Annotated in this window: 21 protein-coding genes and 1 riboswitch; of the genes, 9 read left to right on the forward strand and 12 right to left on the reverse strand. The window is 67.4% G+C overall.

The genetic code is table 11. The features are described 5' to 3' along the window. Nucleotides 1–448 precede the first annotated feature (448 nt). Complete coding sequence (locus Q9235_RS05585) at nucleotides 449–1,219, reverse strand: siderophore-interacting protein (protein ID WP_306225837.1); 771 nt, start codon at nucleotides 1,217–1,219, stop codon at nucleotides 449–451. A gap of 149 nt (nucleotides 1,220–1,368) precedes the next feature. Between Q9235_RS05585 and Q9235_RS05590 the strand changes: the two genes are divergently transcribed. The 7 genes from Q9235_RS05590 (at nucleotide 1,369) to Q9235_RS05620 (ending at nucleotide 9,191) form a co-directional block, all read left to right on the forward strand. Continuing rightward, entirely contained in the window at nucleotides 1,369–1,860 is a 492-nt protein-coding gene (locus Q9235_RS05590; RefSeq protein ID WP_306225838.1) for an RNA polymerase sigma factor, read from the forward strand. 45 nt (nucleotides 1,861–1,905) lie between these two features. Further along, complete coding sequence (locus Q9235_RS05595; protein ID WP_306225839.1) at nucleotides 1,906–2,901, forward strand: FecR family protein; 996 nt, start codon at nucleotides 1,906–1,908, stop codon at nucleotides 2,899–2,901. A gap of 139 nt (nucleotides 2,902–3,040) precedes the next feature. Continuing rightward, on the forward strand, nucleotides 3,041–5,449 hold the full coding sequence (locus Q9235_RS05600) for a TonB-dependent receptor (protein ID WP_306225840.1): 2,409 nt from the start codon (nucleotides 3,041–3,043) through the stop codon (nucleotides 5,447–5,449). Between the two features lie 190 nt (nucleotides 5,450–5,639). After that, complete coding sequence (locus Q9235_RS05605; protein ID WP_306225841.1) at nucleotides 5,640–6,386, forward strand: ABC transporter substrate-binding protein; 747 nt, start codon at nucleotides 5,640–5,642, stop codon at nucleotides 6,384–6,386. Further along, nucleotides 6,383–7,369 carry a FecCD family ABC transporter permease gene (locus Q9235_RS05610; RefSeq protein ID WP_306225842.1) on the forward strand — a complete coding sequence of 329 codons (987 nt, stop codon included), beginning with the start codon at nucleotides 6,383–6,385 and terminating at the stop codon, nucleotides 7,367–7,369. The genes Q9235_RS05605 and Q9235_RS05610 overlap by 4 nt, the downstream gene beginning before the upstream one ends. Then, entirely contained in the window at nucleotides 7,366–8,397 is a 1,032-nt protein-coding gene (locus tag Q9235_RS05615; RefSeq protein WP_306225843.1) for a FecCD family ABC transporter permease, read from the forward strand. The genes Q9235_RS05610 and Q9235_RS05615 overlap by 4 nt, the downstream gene beginning before the upstream one ends. 101 nt (nucleotides 8,398–8,498) lie before the next feature. Beyond that, on the forward strand, nucleotides 8,499–9,191 hold the full coding sequence (locus tag Q9235_RS05620) for an ABC transporter ATP-binding protein (RefSeq protein WP_422678274.1): 693 nt from the start codon (nucleotides 8,499–8,501) through the stop codon (nucleotides 9,189–9,191). Between the two features lie 127 nt (nucleotides 9,192–9,318). Here Q9235_RS05620 and Q9235_RS05625 read toward each other — a convergent pair whose 3' ends face one another. The 9 genes from Q9235_RS05625 to Q9235_RS05665 form a co-directional block, all read right to left on the reverse strand. Beyond that, on the reverse strand, nucleotides 9,319–10,104 hold the full coding sequence (locus Q9235_RS05625; protein ID WP_306225845.1) for an ABC transporter ATP-binding protein: 786 nt from the start codon (nucleotides 10,102–10,104) through the stop codon (nucleotides 9,319–9,321). Then, nucleotides 10,101–11,144: a FecCD family ABC transporter permease gene (locus Q9235_RS05630; protein WP_306225846.1), complete on the reverse strand. Its 1,044-nt coding sequence runs from the start codon at nucleotides 11,142–11,144 to the stop codon at nucleotides 10,101–10,103. Before Q9235_RS05630 ends, Q9235_RS05625 begins: the two co-directional genes overlap by 4 nt. Continuing rightward, entirely contained in the window at nucleotides 11,141–12,178 is a 1,038-nt protein-coding gene (locus Q9235_RS05635) for an ABC transporter substrate-binding protein (RefSeq protein WP_306225847.1), read from the reverse strand. The genes Q9235_RS05630 and Q9235_RS05635 overlap by 4 nt, the downstream gene beginning before the upstream one ends. 215 nt (nucleotides 12,179–12,393) lie before the next feature. After that, a riboswitch (cobalamin riboswitch) is annotated at nucleotides 12,394–12,605 on the reverse strand. Between the two features lie 35 nt (nucleotides 12,606–12,640). Next, entirely contained in the window at nucleotides 12,641–13,819 is a 1,179-nt protein-coding gene (locus Q9235_RS05640; RefSeq protein WP_306225848.1) for a mandelate racemase/muconate lactonizing enzyme family protein, read from the reverse strand. Nucleotides 13,820–13,830: 11 nt separating this feature from the next. Next, the gene (locus Q9235_RS05645) at nucleotides 13,831–15,324 is read right to left on the reverse strand and encodes a M81 family metallopeptidase (protein ID WP_306225849.1); all 1,494 of its coding nucleotides are present in this window, start codon (nucleotides 15,322–15,324) and stop codon (nucleotides 13,831–13,833) included. Between the two features lie 17 nt (nucleotides 15,325–15,341). Next, nucleotides 15,342–16,190, reverse strand: a complete 849-nt coding sequence (locus Q9235_RS05650; RefSeq protein WP_306225850.1) for an ABC transporter permease — start codon at nucleotides 16,188–16,190, stop codon at nucleotides 15,342–15,344. Beyond that, nucleotides 16,190–17,134, reverse strand: coding sequence for an ABC transporter permease (locus Q9235_RS05655; RefSeq protein WP_306225851.1), 945 nt, complete (start codon nucleotides 17,132–17,134; stop codon nucleotides 16,190–16,192). The genes Q9235_RS05650 and Q9235_RS05655 overlap by 1 nt, the downstream gene beginning before the upstream one ends. 208 nt (nucleotides 17,135–17,342) lie before the next feature. Next, entirely contained in the window at nucleotides 17,343–18,881 is a 1,539-nt protein-coding gene (locus Q9235_RS05660) for an ABC transporter substrate-binding protein (protein WP_306225852.1), read from the reverse strand. Between the two features lie 51 nt (nucleotides 18,882–18,932). Further along, nucleotides 18,933–19,964, reverse strand: coding sequence for a succinylglutamate desuccinylase/aspartoacylase family protein (locus tag Q9235_RS05665; RefSeq protein ID WP_306225853.1), 1,032 nt, complete (start codon nucleotides 19,962–19,964; stop codon nucleotides 18,933–18,935). Between the two features lie 78 nt (nucleotides 19,965–20,042). Here Q9235_RS05665 and Q9235_RS05670 point away from each other — a divergent pair, with 78 nt between their 5' ends. Both Q9235_RS05670 and Q9235_RS05675 read left to right on the forward strand, forming a co-directional pair. After that, nucleotides 20,043–20,801 (forward strand): GntR family transcriptional regulator, encoded by a 759-nt coding sequence (locus Q9235_RS05670; RefSeq protein ID WP_306225854.1) that lies wholly within the window; start codon nucleotides 20,043–20,045, stop codon nucleotides 20,799–20,801. Continuing rightward, on the forward strand, nucleotides 20,798–21,994 hold the full coding sequence (locus Q9235_RS05675) for a mandelate racemase/muconate lactonizing enzyme family protein (protein WP_306225855.1): 1,197 nt from the start codon (nucleotides 20,798–20,800) through the stop codon (nucleotides 21,992–21,994). The genes Q9235_RS05670 and Q9235_RS05675 overlap by 4 nt, the downstream gene beginning before the upstream one ends. Nucleotides 21,995–22,001: 7 nt before the next feature. Here Q9235_RS05675 and Q9235_RS05680 read toward each other — a convergent pair whose 3' ends face one another. Together Q9235_RS05680 and Q9235_RS05685 are read right to left on the reverse strand one after the other, a co-directional pair. Beyond that, complete coding sequence (locus tag Q9235_RS05680; protein WP_306225856.1) at nucleotides 22,002–23,369, reverse strand: sigma-54-dependent transcriptional regulator; 1,368 nt, start codon at nucleotides 23,367–23,369, stop codon at nucleotides 22,002–22,004. Beyond that, complete coding sequence (locus Q9235_RS05685; RefSeq protein WP_306225857.1) at nucleotides 23,366–25,186, reverse strand: sensor histidine kinase; 1,821 nt, start codon at nucleotides 25,184–25,186, stop codon at nucleotides 23,366–23,368. Before Q9235_RS05685 ends, Q9235_RS05680 begins: the two co-directional genes overlap by 4 nt. Nucleotides 25,187–25,327 lie beyond the last annotated feature (141 nt).

Consider the following 25,327-nt stretch of genomic DNA (forward strand, 5'->3'; position numbering starts at 1 on the left):
GCAACGTGTTGGGCGCTTTGAGGAGGCTACCTGGCTCTACTGATCGCGCAGCGGCGATTTGACCCAGAACGGTAACGCTTGTGGAGACGTCTCCCCGCTCGACGGCTCCGACATAACGACTGCGGCCAGATCGTCCGTGAAAGCGCGAAGGTCGGAACGGTCCTGCGGCGCTCAACGGCAAGGCGTCGCTGCTGAATTGGGCTTTGGCCGGCAGCGAGCACCGTCCTAGCCTCTGTCGCTCGCGATCGGGCGTTGGCGAGTTCGCCTGCCGCGCCGACTCGACCCGTGTTTGACAATTTCACCGATCCGCCTGACCCTTGGCTCGTTGGCCTGCTGCCGGTTTGTGGCCACCGGGCTCATTGCCTGATCTTGCGAGCTTGCGGATCATCCGCCCTTCCACTCGTTCACGGGCATTACCTCAGCCGGCAGCGAGCATCCCAGCCGGCGGCTACCAGTAGGCGACGAGCTTGCGTCGATCGTCGGCGAAGCAACCCAGCGTATCCGCCTGTGCCCGCAGCGAACGCACCGCGGCACGTTCCGCAGCGACCCAGAGGTAGCCGGGATCCGTCCCCAAAGGCATATCGGTCAGGAGGGAGCCGAGCCGGCTCTGTCCGACGCCGTTCCCGCTGCCGGTGAACCAGGTGACGTCCGCGCCCGGATGCTCCGGCAAGGGCTGCCGTTCGCCTTCGTCGCGAACCTCGATAACGACGCGGCTTTCCATGTCGGGCGGCGCGTTCTCGAGAATGCGGGCAATCGCCGGAAGGCCGGTCGCATCGCCGAGAAGGATCTGCCTGCGGCAATCCGACGGAGGCTTGTAGAGCCCGCGCGGATTGTTGATGACGACCCGGTCCCCCTCGCTGGTGCCGCAAGCCCAGTCGCTGGCGCGGCCGCCGGCATGAACGACCATGTCGATGTCGAGTTCGCAGGCGGCAGCATCATGCCGGCGCACCGTATAGGTCGAATAGCGGACGCGGTGGCGGTCCTCGGGAAATGTCCAGCGCCCGTCCGCACCGATCTCCGGCAGGACGAGCTCGCCCGTCTCGGGATCGGGGAAGAACAGGCGGATATATTCGTCGGAGATCCCGGTCGAGCGGAAACCGGCCATGCCGCCTCCCCCGAGCGTCAGCCGGATCATTCCGGGCGTGAGATAGCGGCGCCTTACGACGGCGGCTTCATGAAACGGGTTGGGGCTGGCTTCCATCGCGCCGATCGACCTCATCTAGCGCGGCGCTTGTTTCACGCGAACGGCGTCGAGGCAACAGCCTTAGCCTTTGATTTACTTAGAGTATTTCTAAAACATCTTGATTGAGCGGCCGGAATGCGGCTGCTATGGCGTTGGGCCTTGGGATATCCGGAGCCAGCGGGACCATGTCGAGCAGCCTCGACGATGTCGGCACACTCTACGCGCAGGAATATCGCCGGCTGGAACGGCGTGCCGCGCGCCGCGTCGGCGTCGCCAACGCCGCCGATGTCGTGCAGGACGTCTTCGTCGCCTTCTGGTCGCGCGCCCGGGACCATATCGGCTGCCAGGCGTCCTATCTCAGCCGCGCGATCGACTATGCCGCGATCAGCCAACAGCGCGCCGAGCGGCTGCGCGCCGGCCTGCCACTGCGGATCACCGAAGAGCAGTACGCGGCTCCGGCCGCCCTGCCCGATCAGGTTGCGGCAGCAAGGCTGGATTTGGAACGTGTGGTCCGGACCGTCGCGGCCTTGCCCGAACGCACCCGCCAGATCTTCCTGCTGAACCGCGTGCATGCCTGCAGCTACGACGAGATCGCAGCCGCGCTCGGCCTCTCCTACAGCACGGTCGAGCGCGAGATCGCCCGCGCCCTGCTGGCATGCCGGGACACATTGAGATAACGCCAAGCGCACGATCCTCCGGGCCCAAGCCGTAACTCAGGCGCCATGGAAACCGACGACAACCTACGCTCCGATGAACTGCTGCTGGAAAAGCAGGCGATCGCGTGGTTCACCCGCATGAACGGCCGCCCGTCGCCTGCGGATCGCGGGGACTTCGAGGCCTGGCTGGCGGCTTCGAGCGATCATGCCCGCCACTATGACAAGGTCGCGGCGCTCTGGTCCGACATGGGCGCGCTGTCTGCCGCTCTCGGCGCGTCCGAGACCGAAACGCTGGCAACGCCGCTGGAGCGTATCCGGGCGTTGCGCCGCGAGCGTGGTCGCGGAAGAGCGGCGACCGGGGCCGTGCTCGGCCTCGTACTCGCCCTGTGCCTCGGCTGGATCTGGCTCGACCGGCCGCATCTGTTCGAGAACTGGCAGGCCGACCAGGTCACGCCCCGCGGCGAACAGCGAACCGTGGTGCTGGCGGACGGCTCGACGGCACAGCTCGATTCTGACAGCGCGCTCGCCGTCGAATTTTCCGAGGGGTTGCGTCGCGTTCGCCTGCTGAGGGGAACGGCCTTCTTCGAGGTCAAGCGCTCCGGGGCGCCTTTCGTGGTCGGCGCGGGCCAGGGCGAGGCCCGCGTGCTGGGCACGAGCTTCGAGGTGGCAGCAAGCGACGACGGCAGCGTCGCGGTCACGCTTGCCAGCGGCAGCGTCGCGGTCGAACTGCCGCAGTCGCGCGAGGCGGTGATCCTCAAGCCCGGCGAGCGGGTCGCCTATGGCGGGCATGGGCTCGGCAAGGCCGAGGCCGTCGATGTCGCGGATGTGACCGCCTGGCGCGCCGGCCGCTTCATCTTCAACGATATGCCGCTGTCGCAGGTCCTGGCCCGGATCGAGCGCCACCATCGCGGCCGCATCGTTCTCCTCGGCTCCGCGCTGGGCGGACGCCATGTCACCGGCAATGTCACCTTGCGCGACAGCGCGGCGGCGCTGGCGGCCCTGCAATCCTCGGTTGGCTTCTCGATCACCACCGTCGGGCCGGTCACCTTCGTCTCGCCCTGACCGGACGGCGCGGCCGGCCACTGCAAAAAAATCGCCGGATGCGTGAGGGTGGCAGGCCCGCCCGTTCGACAAGGAGATAGAGGGCGAGGCTGGCAGCCTTGTTCCCATCCTGTACGAAAAGGGCCGGTGGATGCGTTCGATGCGGTTGACGGCGAAGGAAATCCTCCTCGCGGCGACATTTCTCAGCTCGCTGGGTGCCGGCCTTGCCATTCCCGTTGCAACGGCGCAGGCGCAGGCGCTGCACAGCTTCGACATTCCGGCGAAACCCGTCCGCGCCGCGATGAACGATATCGTCCGCGTCACGGGCGTCGACGTCGTCTTCGCCGAGACGCCGGCCGCCTCCCGCCGCGGCAATGCGGTGAAAGGTTCGCTGACCACGGCCCAGGCCGTCGCGGCCCTGCTCAACGGCACCGGACTTGCCTTCCGCTTCAGCAACGCCACCACCGTCCAGATCTACGACCCGGCCCGGCCCGTCTCGGCCGGCGGCGCCGTCGAGGGCGCGATTCCGCTCGATACGATCGAGGTCGTCGGCAGCGGCGTGCCCGGACTGCCACCGGCCTATGCCGGCGGCCAGGTCGCGGTCGGCGGCGGCCTCGGCGTGCTCGGGCAGCGCTCCGTGATGGATACGCCCTTCTCGGTCACGAACTACACGTCGAAGCTGATCGAGGATCAGCGGGCGCAGTCCGTCGCCGATGTCGTGAAGAACGATTCCTCGATCCGCAATGTCGAGCCGACCAATGTCGGCAACGCCAATTACTTCGTCATCCGCGGCATCCAGGTCGGCAACGCTGCCGTCGCCTTCGGCGGCCTGTTCGGAATCGCACCCAATGCACAGTCGACGCTGGCCGGCATCGAACGTGTCGAGGTCCTGAAGGGCCCCGGCGCCTTCCTCGGCGGCCTTTCGCCGAGCGGCGTCGGCGGGGTCATCAATCTCGTGCCGAAACGCGCCACGGACGAGCCGCTGACCCGCTTCACCACGACCTGGATCAGCAATTCACAATTCGGCGGCCATCTCGACCTCGGCCGCCGCTTCGGCGACCAGAAGCAGTTCGGCGTGCGCGCCAACCTGCTCTACCGCGACGGCGGCACGCCGATCAGCCAGCAGTCGCAGACTCTGGTCAACGGCACGATCGGGCTCGACTATCGCAGCGACGCCTTCCGCATCTCGCTGGATGCCGGCTATCAGGTGCTGAATACCGACCGGATGAACAATACGGTCACGCCCTTGGCGACCGAGCTGGTCCCGCGGCCGATCAAGCCGAACAAGAGCTATGTCTCGCCTTGGAACTACAGCAAGTTCGCGGACAGCTTCGGCATGGTCCAGACCGAATACGATGTGACCTCCAACATAACCGTCTACGGCAAGGCCGGCGTCAGCCATATGGACTGGGACCAGGCCGTCGAAGCCGGCTCCGGCCTCAGGCGCAACGGCAACTTCACCAGCACGGGCTCCCGCTATCAGATCGATATCAACCGCTATTCGGGCGAAGCCGGCGTTCGCGGGCGCTTCCAGACCGGGCCGCTCGACCACGAAGTCGTCATTTCCGCCAACAACTTCTACCAGGCGCGTGCCTCCGGCCTGCCAGCGACGCTCTCGGTCACTCAGTCGAATATCTACAACCCGAGATTCTCGCCCAACCCGATCATGCCGACGGCCCGGCGCTACCGCCAGAACGACAACAGCTTCACCAGCTATTCGATCTCGGACACGATCTCGGCCTTCGACAAGCGCCTGCAACTGACGCTCGGCGTGCGCAAGCAGTTCGTCGACATCAACAACTACACGCTGCAGACCGGCGTGATCTCCTCGAAGAACAAGAGCGATGCGGTGACGCCGGTCATCGGTCTCGTCGTGAAGCCCCTTGAGAACGTCTCGCTCTATGCCAGCTATATCGAGGGTCTGACCGCGGGTTCGGTCGTCGGCAACACCTTCGTCAATGCCGGCCAGGTCCTGCCGCCCTTCGTCACCAAGCAGTACGAAGCCGGCGCCAAGATCGACTGGGGCAGGCTGATGACCTCGGTCGCCGTGTTCCAGTCGGAACAGGCGTCGGGCATCGCGAACACCGTCACCAACACCTTCACCGACAATGGCGAGACCCGCTATCGCGGCGTCGAACTCAGCGTCGCCGGCGAGATCGTGGAAGGCGTCCGGGCTCTTGGCGGCATCACCTTCCTCGATTCCAAGCTCGTGCGTACCGCCAACGGCACGTTCGATGGCAACGAAGCGCAAGGCACCCCGCGCGTGCAGGCCAATCTTGGCCTCGAATGGGACCCGGGCTTCGTCCGCAACCTCACGCTCTTCGGCCGGATGATCTATACCGGCTCGAGCTATGCCGATGCCGCCAACCTGCAGAAGCTGAAGGCCTGGACGACCTTCGACATCGGCGCGCGCTACAAGATCGAGCGGGCCGGCGGGAAGCCGATCATCCTGCAGGCGAACGTCACCAACCTGTTCAACAAGGCCTATTGGACGACCTATCCGGGCTTCAATTTGCTCTATCCGAGCGAGGCGCGGATGGTCTCGCTCTCCTCCACCTTCGAGTTCTAGGGCCGAAGGCAGGGAACGCGTGGCGACATTCCTGTCCCGACGCAGCTTCGCGGCAGGCGGGGCGGCCCTCCTGGCCGGCTCCGCCTGTGCCGCATCCGGACGCCGGGTGGTGAACACGCCGCTCGGTCCTGTCGAGGTGCCGGCCGAGCCGAGCAGGGTAGTCGCGATCGACTCGCGCATCAGCCTCGAGATGGCGCTGGCGCTCGATCTGCCTCTGATCGGCTACAGCCACAGCCGCGCCAGGCCATGGGTGCCCGTACCGGCTTCCGTGCCGTTCCTGGCGGCGCCGCCCGATCTCGAACAGATCCTGATGTTGCAACCCGATCTGATCCTCTGCCCGGACACCTCCGCCCACTCGGAATGGTGGCCCCTCGCCCGGTTGAGCAGGATCGCGCCGGTCCTGCCGAGCAATCATCGCACGCACTGGCGCGACAATCTCGACAGGCTGGCCGGCTGGCTTCAGCGCACCGAAGCGGCCGAACGCACCATCGCGGCCTATGCCGAGCAGATTGCCGGGCTGCGCCGGCGCCATGATGGCGTGCTGCAGAGGAGCCTGCTCGCGGCAGCGACCTATGATCCGCTCAAGCGGCGGCTGATGGTGCGCAGCGACGGCACGGGCTACGGCTTCGTGATGCCGGCCCAGGTGCTCACCGATCTCGGCGGCCGTGCGGTCGAATCCGGACGGATCGGCCCCTATGGCGAGGTCGCGCTCGAATCCCTCGGAGATGTCATCGGGCAGGTAAACGGCATCCTGCTGATCGATCTCGGCGACCGCGCCCCGCAGGCGCTCGCGCGCGAACCACTTTGGCAGCGGCTGCCGGCAGTGCGCGCAGGACAGGTGCATGTCACCCGAGGCAACAGCATCTTCGGCTCGGTCTATACCGCGCGTCACCTTGCCAGCGCCTGGGATGTGTTGCTGGCCAGGATGCCGTCGTGACACGGGCTCCGCTGGCGATCGTCATCGGCGCATTGCTGCTGCTGGCAGCCTCGCTCGCCGCCTTGACGCTGGGCACGCGGCCGATTGCTGCCGGCGAATGGCTCGCCATCCTGCGCGACGGCCGCGGCAGCGAAGCCGCCGAGATCGTGCTGGGCTTGCGCCTGCCGCGCGTCCTGCTCGGAGCGATGGTCGGGGCTGCGCTCGGACTTGCCGGCGCGGTCATCCAGCTCGCGACGCGAAATCCGCTGGGCGATCCGGGCCTGCTGGGGATCAACGCGGGAGCGAGCCTCGCGCTGATCCTCGGCACCGATCTCATCGCCCTCGCCGGCCCGCAGGCCGCGACCTGGCTTGCCGCCTGCGGCGCCCTCGGTGCGGTGCTCGCGGTCCAGGCGCTTGCGGGCGGGCGCAGCAGCTCGGACCCGATCCGGCTCACGCTTGCGGGCGTCGCGGTCACGGCGCTGTGCATCGGCATCGGCCAGGCGGTCGCCTTGTCGGATCCCGAGCGCTTCGATCTGGTCAGGAACTGGCGCGTCGGCACGCTCTCGGGAGCGACCGACGCCATTCTCCCCAGCGTGACGCTGGCATGGCTTGCCGGAACGCTGCTGGCGCTCGGGCTCGCCCCTCGCCTCGACCTGCTCGCGCTCGGGGACGATCGCGCAGCCTCGCTCGGCGTCGCGGTCCGGCCAGTACGACTTGGCTCGCTCATGGCCGTCGTCCTGCTCGCCGGCAGTGCCGTCGCGACGGCCGGCCCTGTCGCTTTCATCGGTCTCGCCAGCCCGCATGTCGCCCGCCGCATCGGCGGCGTCGGCGCGGCAACGCATCTGCCCCTCTCCGGCCTGATCGGCGCCGCCCTCGTCGTGATCGCGGACACGCTCGGCCGCATCGCGGCGCCGCCGGCCGAGGTGCCCGTCGGCATTGTCGCCGGCCTCCTCGGCGCCCCCATCCTGATCCTGCTTGCTCGCCGCAGGAGCGCTGCCGCATGACGGGCCTCCTCTCGCGGCGCGGACCGGTCCCGGGCGGCGTGACCAACCGCCCTACGCTATGCCATCTCGGCCTATGGCTCGGCGGACTGGCGCTCGTGCTGGCTTCCCTCACACTGGGCACGGTCAGGCTCACGCCGGTCCAGGCGCTTCAGGCGCTTGCCGGCCACGAGAGCCCGGCGCTGCAGTTGCTCGTAGAATGGCGCCTGCCCCGGATCGGCGCCGCGCTCGCAGCCGGCGCCGCGCTCGGCTTATCCGGTGCCTTGTTCCAGACATTGCTGCGCAATCCGCTCGGAAGCCCCGACGTGATCGGCTTCGACGCAGGCGCATTCGGCGGCGCCTTGCTGGCGCTTCTTGCCGGCCTGGCGCCCGCGCTGGTCGCGCTGGCTGCCTTCGGCGGCGGACTTGGCGCGGGCCTGCTGGTCTATCTCGCGGCCGGCGGCCTGCGCGCCGATCGCACGCGGCTGATCCTCATCGGCATCGCGGTCGGCTCCGCCTTCACGGCCTTCGCAGACTGGATGATCTTCGTCGCGCCCCTCGACATCGCGCTGGTCGCCGCGAACTGGAAACAGGGGACTCTCGCCGGTGTCGATGTCCAGCGGCTGGCGATTGGTGCGGGGATGCTCGGCCTGCTGCTGCCCCTCGGCCTTGCCTGTGGCCGCTCTGTGCAGGCTCTCGAACTCGGAGACGACAAGGCGCAATCCCTCGGCGTTCCGGCCGGAGGCACCCGGCTCCGCCTCGGTCTCATCGGCCTCGGCCTGACCGCGACGGCGACCTTCATCGCCGGACCGATCGGCTTCGTCGCGCTGATCGCGCCGCAGGCGGCACGCAAGCTCGTCGGCTTGGCCGGGTTGCCGCTCGCGACCTCCGCCCTGTTCGGCGCGGTGTTCCTGCTGGCGAGCGATGCGGTCGCGCGCATCGCGCTGGCGCCGCGCGCGCTGCCCGTCGGCGCGGTGACGGCCTGTCTGGGCGGGGCCTATCTCATTCTGCTGTTCGGCTCCTGGGTCCGCCGCGGGGAGCCTATCCGATGAGTGTCGAAACAAGGCTGGCAGCGCAGGGCCTGAGCGCGCATCACGGTCCACGCGAGATCCTCAAGGGCATCGACATCGCTCTAGCGGCCGGCAGCTTCACCATGATCGTCGGCCCCAATGCCTGCGGCAAGTCGACCTTGTTGAGAAGCCTCGCGCGGTTGCATCCGTCTTCAGGCGGCAGCGTCCTGCTCGATGGACACCCGATCGCGCGCTATCGCCCACGCGACCGCGCCAAGCTGCTTGCGGTTCTGCCGCAAGGAGCAGAGGCCCCGGAGGGGATCACCGTCGCCGATCTCGTGGCGCGTGGACGCCACCCGCATCGCAGCCTGTTCCAGCGCTGGACCGCCGCCGATCAGGCAGCGACGGAATCCGCAATGACCGCGGCCGGCGTATCCCAGCTCGGCGGGCGCTCGCTCGAAAGCCTGTCGGGAGGTCAGCGCCAGAAGGTCTGGATCGCGATGGCGCTGGCCCAGGGCGCGGACATCCTGCTGCTGGACGAGCCGACGACCTTCCTCGACCTTGCCCACCAGATCGATCTGCTCGAACTCTGTGCAACGCTGAACCGCGCCGGAAAAACCATCGTCGCTGTGTTGCATGATCTGAACCAGGCTGCGCGTTACGCATCTAGGCTGATTGTGATGCGAGCGGGAGAAATCCTGGCGCAGGGCCTGCCGGAGGACATCCTGACGCCCGGTTTCATCGACGAGGTGTTCCAAGTCCGCAGCATCGTGATCCCCGACCCGCTCACCGGCAAGCCTTTGATCATACCCAAACCACCCACCTATAAAGATTGAGGCGCGGTTGAGAGGTGGGATGGGGAGCCTGTATCCATCCCTTCCCGGTGATGAGCGCCAGGCGCATCGCGCTTCCATGGGGGAAGAAGCAAGGCTTTACGCCACGCGTCGCGATATCTTCATCGCTTCAAAGCACACCCTTCCGCGATTCGGGCTCGATCAGATACTCGACATGCCGGCGCCCAGAAGCGCCCGGGCGGATCGAGACTGCGACGCCGAAGATGCGCTGGATCGCCTCTGCGGTCAGGACTTCCTCCGGCGTGCCGGCCGCCTGCAGGCGGCCGTCATGCAGCAGCGCGATCTCGTCGCAGAACATGGCGGCGAGGTTGAGGTCGTGCAGAGCCATGATGCAGGTAATGCCGAGGCGGCGGACCAGGCTCAGGATCGAGAGCTGGTGCCGGATATCGAGATGGTTCGTCGGCTCGTCGAGGATCAGTTCGCTCGGCTCCTGCGCGAGCGCACGGGCGATATGGACGCGCTGGCGCTCGCCACCAGAGAGCGTGTGCCAGAACTGGTCGTGACGCTCGAGGAGCCCGACCCGCGCCAGCGCCTCGTTGACGGCGGCCTCGTCAGCCTCGCTCCAGGAGGCGAGCGCAGCGCGGTGCGGCGTGCGGCCGAGGCGGACGACATCGCAGACGGAGAGCTGGATCTCGGTCGTCGCCTGCTGCTCGACGAAGGCGAGGCGGCGGGCGAGCTCGCGGCGCGGCACGGACGCAATGTCGTTCCCGTCGAGCGTGACGACGCCGCTCGCGACATTGCGCAGGCGGCAGAGCAACCTGAGCAGGCTCGACTTGCCTGAGCCGTTCGGGCCGATCAGTCCGAGCACCCGGCCGGGCGCGGCTTCCAGCGTCACGCCATCGACGATCATCCGGCCGCCGGCGCCCCAGCGGACCTCGCGGGTCGCGAGCGTCATGCCGGCCTCCGGGCGCGATAGAGGATCAAGGCGAAGACCGGCGCGCCGAACAGCGCCGTCACCACGCCGATCGGCAAGATCTGCTGAGGGATCAGGATGCGGGAGAGGATGTCGGCGAGGATCATGAAGATCGCGCCGATGACGAGGCAGGCCGGCAGCAGGCGGGCATGGCCGGAGCCGACGAGGAAGCGCGCGGCATGGGGGATGATCAGGCCGACGAAGCCGACCGTGCCGACGATCGAGACCATCACCGCCGTCATCACCGCCGTCGTCGCGAAAAGCACGACCTTGACCCGCGTGACCGCGACGCCGAGCGAGGCCGCCGCATCGACGCCGAAGGCGAAGGCGTCGAGCGCCTTGGCGTGCAGCATGCAGATACCGAAGCCGATGAAGGCGACCGGCGCCGCCATCCAGATGTCGGGCCAGCGCACGCCGCCGAAATTGCCGAGCAGCCAGAACATCACGCCGCGCGCCTGCTCGGCGCTGGCCATGGTCGTGACGATCGTCGCGGTCGCGGCATTGAAGAGCTGCGAGGTGGCGACACCGGCAAGGATGACGCGATCGCTCGCCCCACCCGCCCCCGTCGCCAGCAAGGCGACGACGACGAGCGCGGCGCAGGAGCCGATGAAGGCGCCGGCAGAGACCGAAAGCACCGCGCCGCCGATGCTGATGCCGAGGATCAGCACCGCGACAGCGCCGGTCGAGGCGCCGGCCGAGATGCCGAGGATATAGGGTTCGGCCAGTGGATTGCGCAGCAGAGCCTGGAGGATAGCACCCGATAACGCGAGCGCGCCGCCGCACAAGCCTGCCATCAGCGCGCGGCTCAGGCGGTAATCGAAGATCACGCCCTGCTGGATTGCGCTGACGGGAAAGTCGAGATCGAACAGCCCGTTGCCGAGGGCCTTCAAGGCCGTGTCCAGCGGGATGCGCATTTCGCCAATCGTCACCGCCAGCGCGACCGAGAAGGTCAGCGCCAGCAGCGAGGCCAGCGCGATGCCGATCCGCACCGGCCAGTTCGGCTCATGGGCGGCGTGGCTCAACGCGAGATCCCGAAGCCGGCGATCGCCGTGGCGAGGGTCTCGATGCCGTCGATCGTGTCGAGCCCGGCGCGCGTCGCGCCGACATCCATGATGACGATGCGGCCATTCTTCACGGCGTCGAGCTTGCTGGCGACCGGGTCGGTCTTCAGGAAATCCAGCTTCTTCTCGATATCGTCTGCCGGGAAGCGGCGGCGATCCATCTTCACGGTGACGATCACGGCCGGATTGGCAGCGGCGATGCTCTCCCAGCCGACCAGCGGCCATTCCTCATTGGTCGAAATGATGTTGCGGGCGCCGAGCTTGGACAGGATATAGGCGGGAACGCCGTTCTTGCCGGCCATGAAGCCGTCGCCCTTGATGTCCTTGCTGGAGAACCAGACGACGACCGGCACGTCCTGCGCCTTCAGCCTGGCGACCTGCTCGACGGCCTTGTCCTCGCGCGCCTTGAGCTCGGCGACGAGCTTCTCGGCCCGGTCGGCGACGTCGAAGATCTCGCCGAATTCGCGGATGTTGCGATAGACCAGTTCCATCGTGAACATCTGGGTGCGAACGCCGTCGCCTGCGCCGGAATTGTCCTTGCCGATGCAGTCGGTCGGCGAGACATAAGTCGGCACCTTCACCTTGGCGAACTGGTCGCGCTTGCCGACGATGCCGTTCGGCCCGACATGCCATTCGAACATCGCGGTGACGAGATCGGGCTCCTGCGCCAGCACGGCCTCGAAACTCGGGTCGTTATCGGCGAGGCGCTTCACCTTGGCGTTGACGGCCTCATAGGGCTTGGCCACCGGCGAGAACCAGACCGCCGTACCGACGACGCGGTCACCGAGGCCGAGCGCATAAAGGATCTCCGTCTGGGTCTGGCCGATCGCGACGACGCGCTTGGGCGCGGCGTCGAAAGTGATCGTCTCGCGGCAATTCTCAAGGGTCAGCGGATACTTGGTCGGCGCGGCATTGGCCGTACCGGCGGCGAGAGCGCCGAACAGCGCGACGGCGGACAGGCGAAGCAGGGTGTTGAACGGGCGCGCAGCCGGCATCGAGGCCATCCGAAATGTAACAATGTTGCATTTCTGATAGAGTGCGCGGCAGGCAGCCGTCAAGCCGCCCCGGGCGGCCTGTGCATTGATCTTCGTGAACATGAGTTTCATCGCTCCCCGAGATGACGGCCGGGGCAGCTTTGGGCATGTGGGGCGGGAGGCTGGCCGCAAGGGTCGCCATCGACACACAGGCTTCGGAACACCCCGTCCGAAAGACGTCTTCGACGACCGGGGCAGGTCTCCTGGCTCGCGGGTCGATGCCTGTTCCGCCCGGCCTTCCCGGCGCCTCGGGCGCCAGTGGACGATGGACGGAGAGCTCGCCGCTTACAGTTGCGGGGGCAGCCTCGGCATTGGCGCTAGGCGCGCCTCACCGAATTCCCTCTTAGCTCCGGGAGCAACCCGGAGAACCTCGATCGGCGCACACCCTATAAGGGCGTGGCGCTGCGTCAAGCCGGCATCGTGTCAGAGCCTTGGCGTGCTGTAGAGCCGCTTGCCGCCGACGGAGATCTCGACCTCCTGCAGATAGCCGCGCAGCGCCGTCGTCGCGACCTCGATGCCGAGGCCGGGCGCGTCGGGCGCGGCGACCTGCCCGTTCGCGTCGCGTTCCAGATGATTGGCTGAGATCGCCGTGGCCAGCGGCTTCGGCATGGCCGGATATTCGCAGATCTCGTGATCGGCGAGGCCGGCATAGGGCTGGAGCGAGGCCGAGAGAGCGAGATGCGAGGTGAAGGTGTGGTTGACGAAGGTCACGCCCTTGGCGACCGCGTAATCCGCCACCGCCTTGGACGGGCCAATACCGCCGATGCGGCCGCAATCGATCTGGACGTAGCCGATGCCGCCATAGTCGATGAGCTGCCGCGCCATCGACTCGTTATGGGCGCCCTCCCCGCCGGCCAGCCGGACCTTGGGGCTGCGTTTGGCTAGCGCGCCATAAGGTTCGAGCGCGCTGGCATGGAAGGGCTCCTCGAACCAGAGCACGTTCGCCTTCTCCATGGCGGGCAGACGGGCGGCGGCGCGCTCGACGTCCTCGATGAAGATCTGGCCGGTATCGACGAGCAGGATGCCATCCTGCCCCAAACCCTCGCGAGCGGCGACGAAATGCTCGGCATCAGCCTCGACGCTGCCGCGACCGATCGGCCCCCAGCCGAACTTGGCGGCGCGGAAGCTGCCCTTGCGGGCATCGCGGGCGCGTTCGAGAGTTTCCTGCGCCGTGTCGCCGAAAAGGACCGAGGCATAGGGCGTCTTGGGATGGCTTTTCGCGTATCCGAGCAGGCGCCAGACCGGTTCTGACCGCATCTTGCCGAGGATGTCCCACAAGGCCATCTCGACGCCCGAGAAGGTATGCGGCGCCTGCAGCAGGTCCATCGAGTTATAGGCGACAGCCGCGGCGATGCGGGCGATATCCTCCGGGCTTTCAAGCGCCTGGCCGAGCACGGAGTCGGCGACCGGCCGGCAGACGCCATGCGACATCGGGCAAATGAAGGCGGCGATGGAAGGCAATGGCGCCGCCTCGCATTCGCCCCAGCCGACATGGCCACCGGCGGCGACCCTGACCAGCAGCGCATCCTGGCTGCCATCGGCCTCATCGGTGACGACAGGCATGGCGAGATAGAAGAAATCGACGGCCTCGATCCTGGGCACGGGTCCTCTCCTTACAATTCGTAGATCGTGGCACGAGGCGCGAAGGTGACGCCCTCGTCGAGCGGGTAGATCGGCCGCGCGCAGATGGTGTGGCCGAGGCTCTTCAGGTTGGCGGAGGTCGCTCCGGGCGCGTCGATGTTGAAGTTCCGCGCGCACCACTGGTCGAACATGTGGAATTCGGTGTGCGGCGACTTCACCACGATCAGGTCGAAATCGGTCGGGTCTATGCCGTTGGCGTAATACATCGCACGGTCGAACAGGCTGACTGAACGGCTCATCACGACGACGGTGATGTTGTCCCAAGTGAGCACTGCGGTCGGCCCGGCGCTGAGCGGCGCCTTCATCGTCTCCAGCGCGGCTTCGCCATCCGAGAGCAGCTTGACCTTGACCTTGGCCTTCACCTGCATCGGCGGGAAGCGGGCGGGATCGATCGAGCCGCCGAGCGTGACCTCGATCGTCGCCCCGACGCCCGCCTTATGCGCCGCAGCCGCGGCCGGGGCATCGACGATCTGGGCCAGCACCCGCTTGCCGTAGCCGGCCTTCCGCAAGGCGGCGAGGATCAGGTTGCTGTCGCCGGAGGCGCCGGAGGAGGTCGCGTCGGCGGCATCGGTGAAGATCACCGGGCCGTCGATGCTGCGGGCCTGAGCGACGGCGCGGTCGAGCGGGACAAGCTTGCCCTGCATGCGGAAGCGCAACGGCCAGAACTCCTCGGCGAGCCGGAGCGCCTCGCGCTCGGCGGTTGCCTTATCGCCATCGGTGAGGATCAGCACCTGCGAGCAGAGCTCGGGTACATCGGTGAAGGGATTGCCGATCATGATGCCGGCGGCGAGCGCCCGCCCCTCCTCCTCCAGCCGGCGGCATTCGGCGAGCAGTTCGCCATAGCAGCCGGTCTTGGTGATGAGCTCGTCGCCGCGCACCAGCGCGGGGATGACGACGCGGGCGGCGACGGGCCTGATGCCGCCAGCCATCAGCTTGAGCAGGAGTTCGGCGGCGCGCCGGCCTGTGTCGGCGAAATCGACATGGGGATAGGTCCAGTAGATCGCGAAACCGTCGACATTGCGCAGCATCCGGTCGGTCAGGATGCCGTGCAGGTCGAGCGAGATCACGATCGGCATATCCGGGCCGACGCGCTCGCGCAGCTTCTCCAGCAGGTAGCCTTCGGGGTCGAGTTCACCATCGGCGCCCATCGCGCCATGCAGCGAGACATAGATGCCGTCGATGCGGTCGAGCTTGGCGAAGATCGCGGCGAGGATTTCCTCCGAGAGCTTCTTCCAGCCCGCGGCCGAGAGCGGGCCGGCGCTGCCGGAGCGGGCGCAGATCGTCGGCACGATCTCGATATCGAGCCTCGCCTCGAAGACGGCGAGCGCGCCGCCGAGCTCCTGGTTCTGGCCGCGCTGGATGTAGAGGCCGTCGCCATGATGGATCAGGAAATTCTCGTAATGCGACGGCAGCGGGTTGAAGGAGGAAATCTCCTGCTTGCAGTCGGCGATCAGGATGCGCTTCATCGTGCGGCTCCGGCGGGTCAGAATTTCAGGCGGGGGTCGAGTACGTCGCGCAGGCCGTCGCCGAGCAGGTTGAGGCCGAGCACGCAGGCGATGATCGCGAGGCCCGGAAACACCGTGATCCACGGGGCCTCGCGCATGAAATCGCGCCCCTGGGCGATGATCGAGCCGAAGGAGGCGGCTGGCGGCGGCGGGCCGGCACCGACGAAGGACAGTGCCGCCTCGGCCAGCACCGCGATGGCGAAGACATAGGTCAGGCGCACGATCAGCGGGCCGGCGACGTTGCGCAGCACATGCTTGAACAGGATGGTCCATTCGCCGACGCCGATCGAGCGCGCCGCGGCGATGTATTCCTGCTCCTTCTCGATCAGGACTGAGGCGCGCACGATGCGGGCCGTATGCGGGGTCGTGGCAATGGCGAGCGCGATCACGACATTGGTGAGCGAGGCGCCGAGCACCGCCGAGACGACCATGGCGAGCACGATCGAGGGGAAGGCCATCAGCGCGTCCATGATCCGCATGATCGGCTGGTCGAGATGATAGAAATAACCGGCGATGGCGCCGCTCAGCGTGCCGGCAATCCCGGCCAGCACCACGGTACAGGCCCCGATGGCGAGCGAGATGCGGGCGCCGATCATGACGCGGGAGAGGATGTCGCGGCCGAAATGATCGGTGCCGAACCAGTGGACAGCGCTGGGCGCGGCGAGCCGGGCGCGGACATTGCTCTTGAGCGGATCGAAGGGCGTGAGCCAATCGGCGGCGAGCGCGATCGCGACCATCAGCAGCACCAGCACGGCCCCGATCACGAAGGAACGGTTGCGAAAGAGGCGCCCCCAGAGGGCGCGGCCGACGAGTGGCGTGCCCTGCATCAGGCCAGCCTCACGCGCGGATCGACCACGGCATAGAGGATGTCCACGACGAGATTGATCGCGAGATAGACGACCGCGAGGAAGAGCAGGCCGCCCTGCAGCACCGGGAAATCGCGCGATGCGATGGCGCCGACGATCAGGCGGCCGATGCCGGGGATCGAGAAGACCTGCTCGACGATGACCGCGCCACCGAGCAAGGCGCCGGAGACGATGCCGATCACGGTGAGGATCGGGATCATCGCATTCGGCAATGCATGACGCAGGACGACATGGAGCTTGGCCAGCCCCTTGGCATCGGCGGTGCGGACATAGTCCTGGCTGAGCGTATCCAGCATCGAGGCGCGCGCCATGCGGGCGATGAAGCCGACCTGCACCAGCCCCAGCGTCAGCGCCGGGAGGACCATGCCGCGGAGCCATTCGCTCGGCGATTGCAGGAAGGGCGTGAAGCCACCGCTCGGCAGCCAGCCGAGCGACACGGCGAAGACCAGCACCATGACGAGGCCGAGCCAGAAATCCGGCACCGAGAGTCCGAGCAAGGCCGTTGTCATCACCGCCTGATCGGGCCAGCGATTGTGATTGACGGCCGCAATGATGCCGGCCGCGACGCCGAAAAACACGGCGAAGGCCAGAGCCAGCGCCGCCAGCGAGAGCGTGACCGGCAGGCGCTCGATCAGGGCCGCCGTTACGGAGCGGTTGAGCAGGATCGACTGGCCGAGATCGCCACTGAGGATGCGCCCGTACCAGCCGAGCATCTGCTGCGGCAGCGAGAGATCGAGCCCGAGCGCGCTGCGCAGCTTGGCGACCTGATCGGGCGTCGCCGAGGCGTCGAGGAAGGCCGCTGCCGGATCGCCCGGCACCAGCCAGATCAGCGCGAAGGACATCAGCGAGACCAGGACGAGCACGAGAAAGGCGCCCGCGAGCCGGCGGATCAGGAAATGTCCCATGCCGCCCTCCTTCCGAGCGTCAAAATTTCATTCAAACAAACGAGGTCATCCCGGGCGACCGGAGGGAGACCCGGGATCCATACCGGAGCGCTTCCGAAGAAGGTTCAGGCATGGATCCCGGATCGGCGCCGCTCGGCGGCTTGTCCGGGACGACACGGCTATGATGGCGTCGGTCGATACCTATGAAGGCAGGCATCGACCGTTGCGCTCAAGGCTCCAGCCAGACGCCCCACATGCGCGGGATGCGATAGGGCTTGAAGTTCTTGAGCTTGGCCGTCGAGGCCTGGAAGATCCCGTAATTGCCGGCCTTCATTGCCACCGCCGCATCGTACATGTGCTTCTGGAAGGCATCGAAGAGGGCCTTGCGCTTGGTTTCGTCCATCTCGGCATTGAAGGCGGCGGCGATGCGGTCGATCTCCGGGTCCTTCGCCTGCTGCGAGAGGCCGTTGACCCAGGGCGCCATCACCGAACCCGGTCCCTCATAGGGCTCGATGCCGAAGCCATGCGTCCAGAAGGTCCAACCGGTCGGGGTGAAGCCGATCTTCGAAACGGTCGGCCAGTCGGCGACGGTAATGTCGACCTCCACGCCGATCTCCTTCAGCTTCTGCTGGACCAGCGTCGCGGTGTCGACATTGGGGCGCAGATTATCGGTGATGAAGGTGATCTTGCCGCCCTTGTAGGAGGATTTGGCGAGCAGCTCCTTGGCGAGCTTGATATCGCTCTTGTTGTACTTGTCGCTGCCGACCATCGAGTGAAAGGCTGCGCCCGGATAGAGCCAGCTCGGATCCATCTGGTAGATATCAGCGTAGGAGATCGCCATGATCTCCTCCATGTCGAGCGCCGCCTGGACGGCGAGCCGGAAGTTCACGTCATTGGCCGGTGCCTGCGCCTGGTTGAACTTGATGACCTGCAGGCCGAACGGCATCACCTTGTGGATGGTGAAGCGGTTGTCGGTGCCGAGGCGCTTGGCGGTCGGACCGTCGACGGTCTCGTTGAACTGGATCTGGCCGGCTTCGAGCGCCGCGCTGCGGGCGCCACCCTCCGGCATGAAGCGGAAGGTCACGGTGTCGAGGAAGGCCTCCTTCTTGCCGGCGAAGCCGTCGCGGCCGGTGCCCTTCGGATTGGGCGCATAGCCGTCATAGCGCGTCAGCTTGACGTGGCTGTCCGGCCGGTATTCGACGAACTTGTAGGGGCCGGTGCCGATGACCTCGATCTTGCCGGCCTCCTTGGCGGCCTCGCTTGCCGGATAGATCGCGATCGGGGCGCGCGGCGACGAGAGGTTGTCGAGGAAGGTCGATTGCGCCTGTTTCAGCGTGACCGTGACCTCGTGCTCGCCGCTCGCCTTGATCGTGTCGATGGCGGCGACCAGCGCTGGCGAGGCGCCGACCTTGCGGTAGCGCTCCAGCGAAGCGACGACATCGGCCGCATCGAGCTTCTTGCCGTTATGGAAAGTCACGTCCTTGCGGATCGGGAAGACATAGGTCTTGCCGTCGGGCGAGATGGTCACGCCCTCGGCCAGCTCCGGCACCGGCTTGGCATTCTCGTCGCGTGCATAGAGCGTCTCGAAGATATGGAGCGTGACGTTGCGCGAGGCCTGCGCCGAGGTGATCTGCGCATCGAGCGAGGGCGGCGCCTGGCTGATGCCGATGACGACGTCGCCGCCCTTGCGCTGGGCCAGCGCGTTCTGGGCCCCTCCGAGCATAAGCGCCGCCGCGAGAGCGGCGCCGAAGATGATGTGCTTTGCCATGTTCTTGTCCCCTCAGGATTGATGGTCAGGCACGTTCAGGCGTGAACTTGGTCAGGCGGCGGCGCGCACCGCGTCGTAATCCTCCATCAGCACGGCGACCGCATCGCCGCGCTGGACGCGGCCAGGGCCGGCGGACATCCACAGCACGCCGTCGCGGCGGTAGCGCACTTCCAGCGGGTCGCGGTCGATGTCCTCGATGAAATGCAGGTAGCCCGCGAGATCGCCGGCGCGGCAGATGTCGCCGACGACATTGCGCGGCTCGAACAGCCCGCCCGCGGGCGCGAAGGAATAGCCGGCGGCATCGCGCACCATCATGTGGCGGGTGCCGGGCGAACCGTCACGCTGGGTCGTATCGGGCTTGCCGTCCATCAGGCCGCAATGCTTGAGGATATTGGTCAGCGCGCGGTCGGCGATGCGCACGCCCTCGACATTGACCCGCCCCCAGCCACCGAGCTCGGTGCCGAGCGAGAGGATGCCGCGGCGCTCGACCGAGGAGGTCAGCGTCGCGCCCTCATCGACGCCCCAGAACACGACATTGTAGGGTGCCCCGAAGGCGGCGGCGGCGGCCATGGTCCGCTCACGCAGCTTGGCGTCGGCGACGTAGTGCATGTTGGTCGAGAGCGCGGAGTCGCCGGAATGCCCGGCGGTATGAAGGTCGACGGAGACATCGACCAGCGGCAGCACCACCGTATCGACGAAATGGGCGAGCATCTCGGAGAAGGTGCCGCGCGGATTGCCGGGGAAACAGCGGTTCATGTCACGATTGTCGACCGGCGAAAGCCGCGTGTCGTTCAGCACGGCCGGCATGTTCAGCGCCGGGATCATGATCACCCTGCCCTGCACTTTCGCCGGATCGAGACTTCGGGCGAGGCGCGAGACCGCGATCTGGCCCTCGTACTCGTCGCCATGCACGCCGCCGGTGAAAAGGATGGTCGGGCCGGAACCGTTCTTCACGCTGATGACGGGTATCTCCACGACACCCCAGCCTGAGGTATTGCGCGACAGAGGCGCCCGCAGATAGCCGGCCTGCCGGCCCGAAGCTTCAAAGTCGATCTCGCACCGAACCCGACTTTCCGACGCCATGGCGAACCCCTCTCGCTCTTGCGTTTCGTATGATTGTATACGATCATACGACCTGTCAAGCGAGAGGCAGAGAGCCGGATGACGGATACGGGCGGACAAGTGCAGGCATCTGAGGCGGCCATGCGGGAGCGGGTGAAAAGCGCCGCTCCCGACTGGCAGCCCCTGCAACCGCAGACGCTCGTCGACCACGCGATCGAGGCGATCATCGCCGGCGCTGCCGCCGGGCTGATCCTGCCGGGAGACCGGATCGTCGAGGTCGACCTCGCCCGCAAGCTCGGGGTCAGCCGCGTGCCCGTGCGCGAGGCCCTGCGCCTGCTTGAAAGCCAGGGCGTCGTGGTCAGCGAGCCCTACAAGGGCATCCGGCTCCGCCCGGTGACGAACGAGCGGGTCTCGGACCTTATCGAGGCGCGGATCGCGCTGGAGGCGAGCGCCGTCGTGCGCGCCGTTGCCGCCGGCCGCAATCGTGGCGCTCATCTCGACGAACTCCGTGCTGCCGTGGCCGAGATGGAGCTGATGGCGGCGCGCGGCAGCGCCTATGGCGTCGCGGTCGCCGATACCGGCTTCCACCGCGCGCTCTGCCGGCTCGGCGGCAACAGCGTCACCTTCGACCTGTGGGAGACGCTGGCGCCGCAATGTACGATCATTTTCGGCCTCGCCACCTTTGGCAAGCCGATGGCCGGCGTGGTCGAGGAGCATGTCGACCTGCTCGCGGCCTTCGAGGCCGGCGATATCGCGGTGATCACGCGCACGCTCGACGAGCACATCACCGTCATGAACCACGCGATGGATTACGAGACCATCGTCGCCAGGCGCCGCAGGGAAAGGGATTTGCCGTGAACGACCAGCCCACCCAGGCACGCGCCGCCGGCCGACCGGCAGGGCTCCCGCCCTTCCGCATCACCCGCATCGAGGCCGCTCCCCTCTTCGGCGAAAGTCCGAAGGGCGGCTGGTCGGCCGAGATTCGGCCGGAGGATTCGATCCATGCGCTGATCGCCGTCCATACCGACCAGGGCCTGACCGGCTATGGCAGCGTCTTCACCGACGGCCGGCTCGTCCAGGCCGGCCTGAAGGTGCTGGAGCCTCTCTTCCTCGGTGCGGACGCGCTCTCGCCCGATTTCGTCAGCGAGAAGCTGCACCAGAACACCTTCTGGATGGGGCGCGGCGGCACGCTGACCCATACGATCAGCGGTATCGACATCGCGCTCTGGGACATTCTCGGCCAGGCCACGGGTCTCAGCGTCGGGCGGCTGCTCGGCGGGCGCTACCGCGAGCGCGTACAGCCCTATTGCTCGCTCCTGATGGAGGAGCCAGCGGCGATGAAGGATGTCGTCGCGAGCTATCGCGACAAGGGCTTCAGCGCCTTCAAGATCGGCTGGGGGCCGTTCGGCCGGGCGCTCGACGTCAAGCTCGACGAGGCGATCGTGCGCGCGGCGCGTGAGGCAGCAGGTGATAAATCCAGGCTCTTCGTCGATGCCGGCGCCAGCGACGCGCTCTGGCCGCATGGGCTGAAATGGGCCAAGCGCACCGCCGAGATGCTGGCGGATTACGAGGTCGGCTGGTTCGAGGAGCCTGTGCGGCCGGACGCCATCGACGATTATCGCGAGCTGCGCCGTTCCTCGCCCGTGCCGATCGCCGGCTGCGAGGTCCTGACGCGGCGGCAGAGCTTCATTCCCTGGCTGACGACGGGCGCGCTCGATATCGTCCAGCCCGACGTCACCAAGGTCGGCGGCATCTCCGAGCAGCGCCGCATCGCCTGGATGGCCTATGATCTGGGCATCAAATATGTCGGCCACGGCTGGAACACGGCGCTCGGCCTCGCTGCCGACTTGCAGATGGCCGCAGCCTTCCCCGATGCCGATCTCGTCGAGTTCATCGGTGGCAGCCCCTATGTCGACGGCATCCTGGCCAAGCCCTTCGCGCTCGATGCCGAGGGCTGGCTGACGATCCCCGACCTGCCGGGGCTCGGCGTCACGATCGATCGCGACAAGCTGGGGCGGTATACGCCCGATCCGCAGGCGCTGTTCGGCTGAGCCTTGCTCACTCCGCGATCGCGTAAGCGGCCCGGTCGATGCCGTGGCGGGCGAGCTTGTCGTAGAAGGTCTTGCGGGGGATGCCGAGCATCTCCAGCGTCGCGCGGACATCGCCGCGATTGGCTTCAAGCGCCTCGCGGATCAGGCTGGCCTCGATCGCGTTGAGGCGGTCGGGCAGGCTGGCGACCGGGGCCTCTGCCCGGTTCGATTGCGCCGGCAGATCGCTGGAGAGGCCGAGTGCGACACGCTCGGCGAAATGGACGAGCTCACGGACATTGCCGGGCCAGTCGTTCTCGACCAGATGGCGTTCGACGGCGCGATCCAGCGTCGGCACCGGCCGGCGGTACTTCTCGGCCGCGCGCGCCAGGAAGCGCGTGAAGAGAAGCGGGATGTCGCGGCGGCGCTCGCGCAAGGGCGGAATGCGCAGCGTCGCGACGTTCAGGCGATAGAAGAGGTCCTCGCGAAAATCGCGGCGCTGGGCAGGATCGCCGAGATCGACCTTTGTCGCGGCCACGACCCGGAGATCGACGCGGCGCAGGTCGTTCGAGCCCAAAGGCGCGATCTCGCGCATCTCCAGCACGCGCAGCAGCTTGACCTGGGCCGAAGGCGGCATGCTCTCCAGTTCGTCGAGGAAGAGCGTGCCGCCGCTGGAATGCTCGATGCGGCCGATCCGCTTCTTCTGCGCGCCGGTGAAGGCGCCGGGCTCGTAGCCGAAGAGCTCGCTTTCGATGACGCTATCGGGCAGCGCGCCGCAGTTCAGCGCGACGAAAGGCTTTTCGCGGCGCCGCCCGAGCCGGTGCAGCAGGCTGGCGACGACCTCCTTGCCGGTCCCGGTCTCGCCAAGCACGAGCACGTCGACATCGACATCGGCGAGTTCGCGGATGGTCTGGCGCAGGCGCGTGATCGCCGGGGTCTCGCCGATCAGCGCGGTCTCCTCCTCGCCCTGCCCGGCGAGCGCCCGCAGGCGGCGGTTCTCGAGGACGAGCGCGCGTTTCTCGGCCGCGCGCCGCAAAGTCTCGACAAGGCGCTCGCCGGCATAGGGCTTGGCGATGAAGTCATAGGCGCCCTCGCTCATCGCGCCGACGGCAGTGGCGATATCGGCATGGCCGGAGATCATGATCACCGGGATATCCGGGTCGAGCGCCCGCAGCCGCCGGAACAGTTCGATCCCGTCCATGCCCGGCATGCGGATATCGGTGACGACGATGCCGGCATAGTCCGGCCCGATCCGCTCCAGCGCCGCCGCACCCGAGGACAGCGCCACCGCGAGAAAGCCTGCAAGGCGCAAGGCCTGGACATTGGCGTCGCGCAGGTCGGGATCGTCGTCGACAAAGGAGACCTCGATCGCGGCGATGGAGCCTGCGGAATCGCTCATGCCGACGCCCTTTCGAGGTTGATGACGAAGCTGGCTCCGGCTCCGGGAGCGCTCGTCGCGGTCAAGGTGCCGCCGAAGGAGACGATCATGTCCTGCGAGATCACCAGCCCGAGGCCGAGCCCCTTGGGCTTGGAGGTGCTGAACGGAACGAAGAGCTGCGCCAGCGCCTGCTCCGACAGGCCTGGGCCACGGTCCGTGATCGCGATCTCGACCCGGTCTTCGCCTGGCGTGACCTTGATCGCAAGAGCGGGCTCGCCGCCTTGCCCGCCTTCCATCAGCGCCTCGATCGCATTGCGCAGCAGGTTGACGAAGACCTGCTCCAGCTCGATCGGACGGGCGATGACGTGGACCGGCTCCGGCGGAGCGGTGACGAGCGGCGTCACGCCGGCCTGCCGCAAGGGGCCTTCGAGCAAGGTCAAGGCGCCGTCGATGATGGTGTTGATCGGAACCGGGGCGAGCGGCTCCTTGCTGCGCCGGGCAAAACCGCGGAGCGCCTCGGTGATCGCGCCGATCCGGTCCGTCAGCGAGACGATCCGGACCAGAGCGCCATCCGCATCCGCCGGCTCGGCGCGCTTGAGAAAGGTGCGGGCGTTCTCGGCATAGGTCCGCAAAGCCGCCAGGGGCTGGTTGACCTCATGGGCGACGCCGGCGGTGATCTGGCCGAGCGTCGCGAGGCGGTTGGCCTTGGCCAGTTCCTCGCGGAGATTGGAGAGGCGCTCCTGTGCGCGGGTGCGCTTCGCCATCTCGGCGACGAGGCGTTCATTGGCCCCGGCAAGCTCGGCGGTGCGTTCGGCAACGCGATCCTCCAGTTCGGCCTTGGAGCGGGCATCGGCCTCCTGCCGGGCGAGATTGCGCTGGCGGCGATAGAGGGCAAAGCCGGCCAACCCTATCCCCGGCATCAGCAGGAGCGCGACGAGCGCCTGCGATTGCGAACGGCCGGCCGTGATCGCGGCATCGACAGGCTGGAGCACCTTCAGCAGCCAATCCGTCGTCGCGACGGGCTGGCGGATGCGGACATAGCGGCCGGCGAAGGCGCCTGCGCTCTGAACGAGATCGCCGCGCTCCCGCAAAGGCAGCATCGTCAGCGGCGCAGCGCCGAACTGGAGCGTGTCGCGGATCGTGGCTGCGGTCGCCGTGTCGAGCGGCGCCTCGACGCGGAAGCGCCAATCCTCGACCGTCGAGAGCAGCACGACGCCGCGCCGGTCGACGACATAGGTCTGGCCGCCAAGCGCCCGCCAATCCGCCTCCACGCGGTCGAACTCGGCTTTGACGACGATCACGCCGAGGCTGCGGCCGCCCTCCTCGATCCGCCGGGTGACATAGAGACCGGGGCGCTGACTAACGGTGCCGAGAGCGAATTGCTCGGCTGATCCATTCGCCACGGCACCCTTGAAGTAGTCGCGGAAGCTGTAGTCGCTGCCGACGAAACTGGTCGGCTCATTCCAGTTGCTCGCCGCGATCGCGACGCCGTCCGTGCCGAGCAGATAGATCACCGCCGCCCGGGCTTCCTTCGCGATCGCCTCCAGCTTGAGGTCGAGCCCGTGGCGACTGCCACCGGTCAGTGCCTGCCGCACATCGGGATCGCGCGCCAGGATCACCGGCAGGGCGCGCTGCTTCTCCAACTCGCCACGCAGGATGGCGAGCGCCAGCGTGCCGCCATCGGCGGCCCGGCTCTCAGTCGCGGCGACGGCCCGGCTGCGGCCGATCTCGCCGGCCGCAAACAGCGCGGCGATGGCCAGCGCGGCGACGACTAGCCCGAAGACCAGCCAGCGCTGCGTCGTGGCATTCTTCCATGGATCGCGCCAGGAGCGGCTCATCCCTCAGTCGTTGTGCGGAATCCCGCACAAATCAAGAGGGGGCGTGCGGAACTCCGCTCGGGACATTCGCAGATTGATTCCGCCAGGAATCGCAAGCCGTTGTTTTTATTTGCCTTCCTGAATCCAGGCCGGTTGGCACGC

The organism is Bosea beijingensis, assembly GCF_030758975.1.
Classification (GTDB): Bacteria; Pseudomonadota; Alphaproteobacteria; order Rhizobiales; family Beijerinckiaceae; genus Allobosea; species Allobosea beijingensis.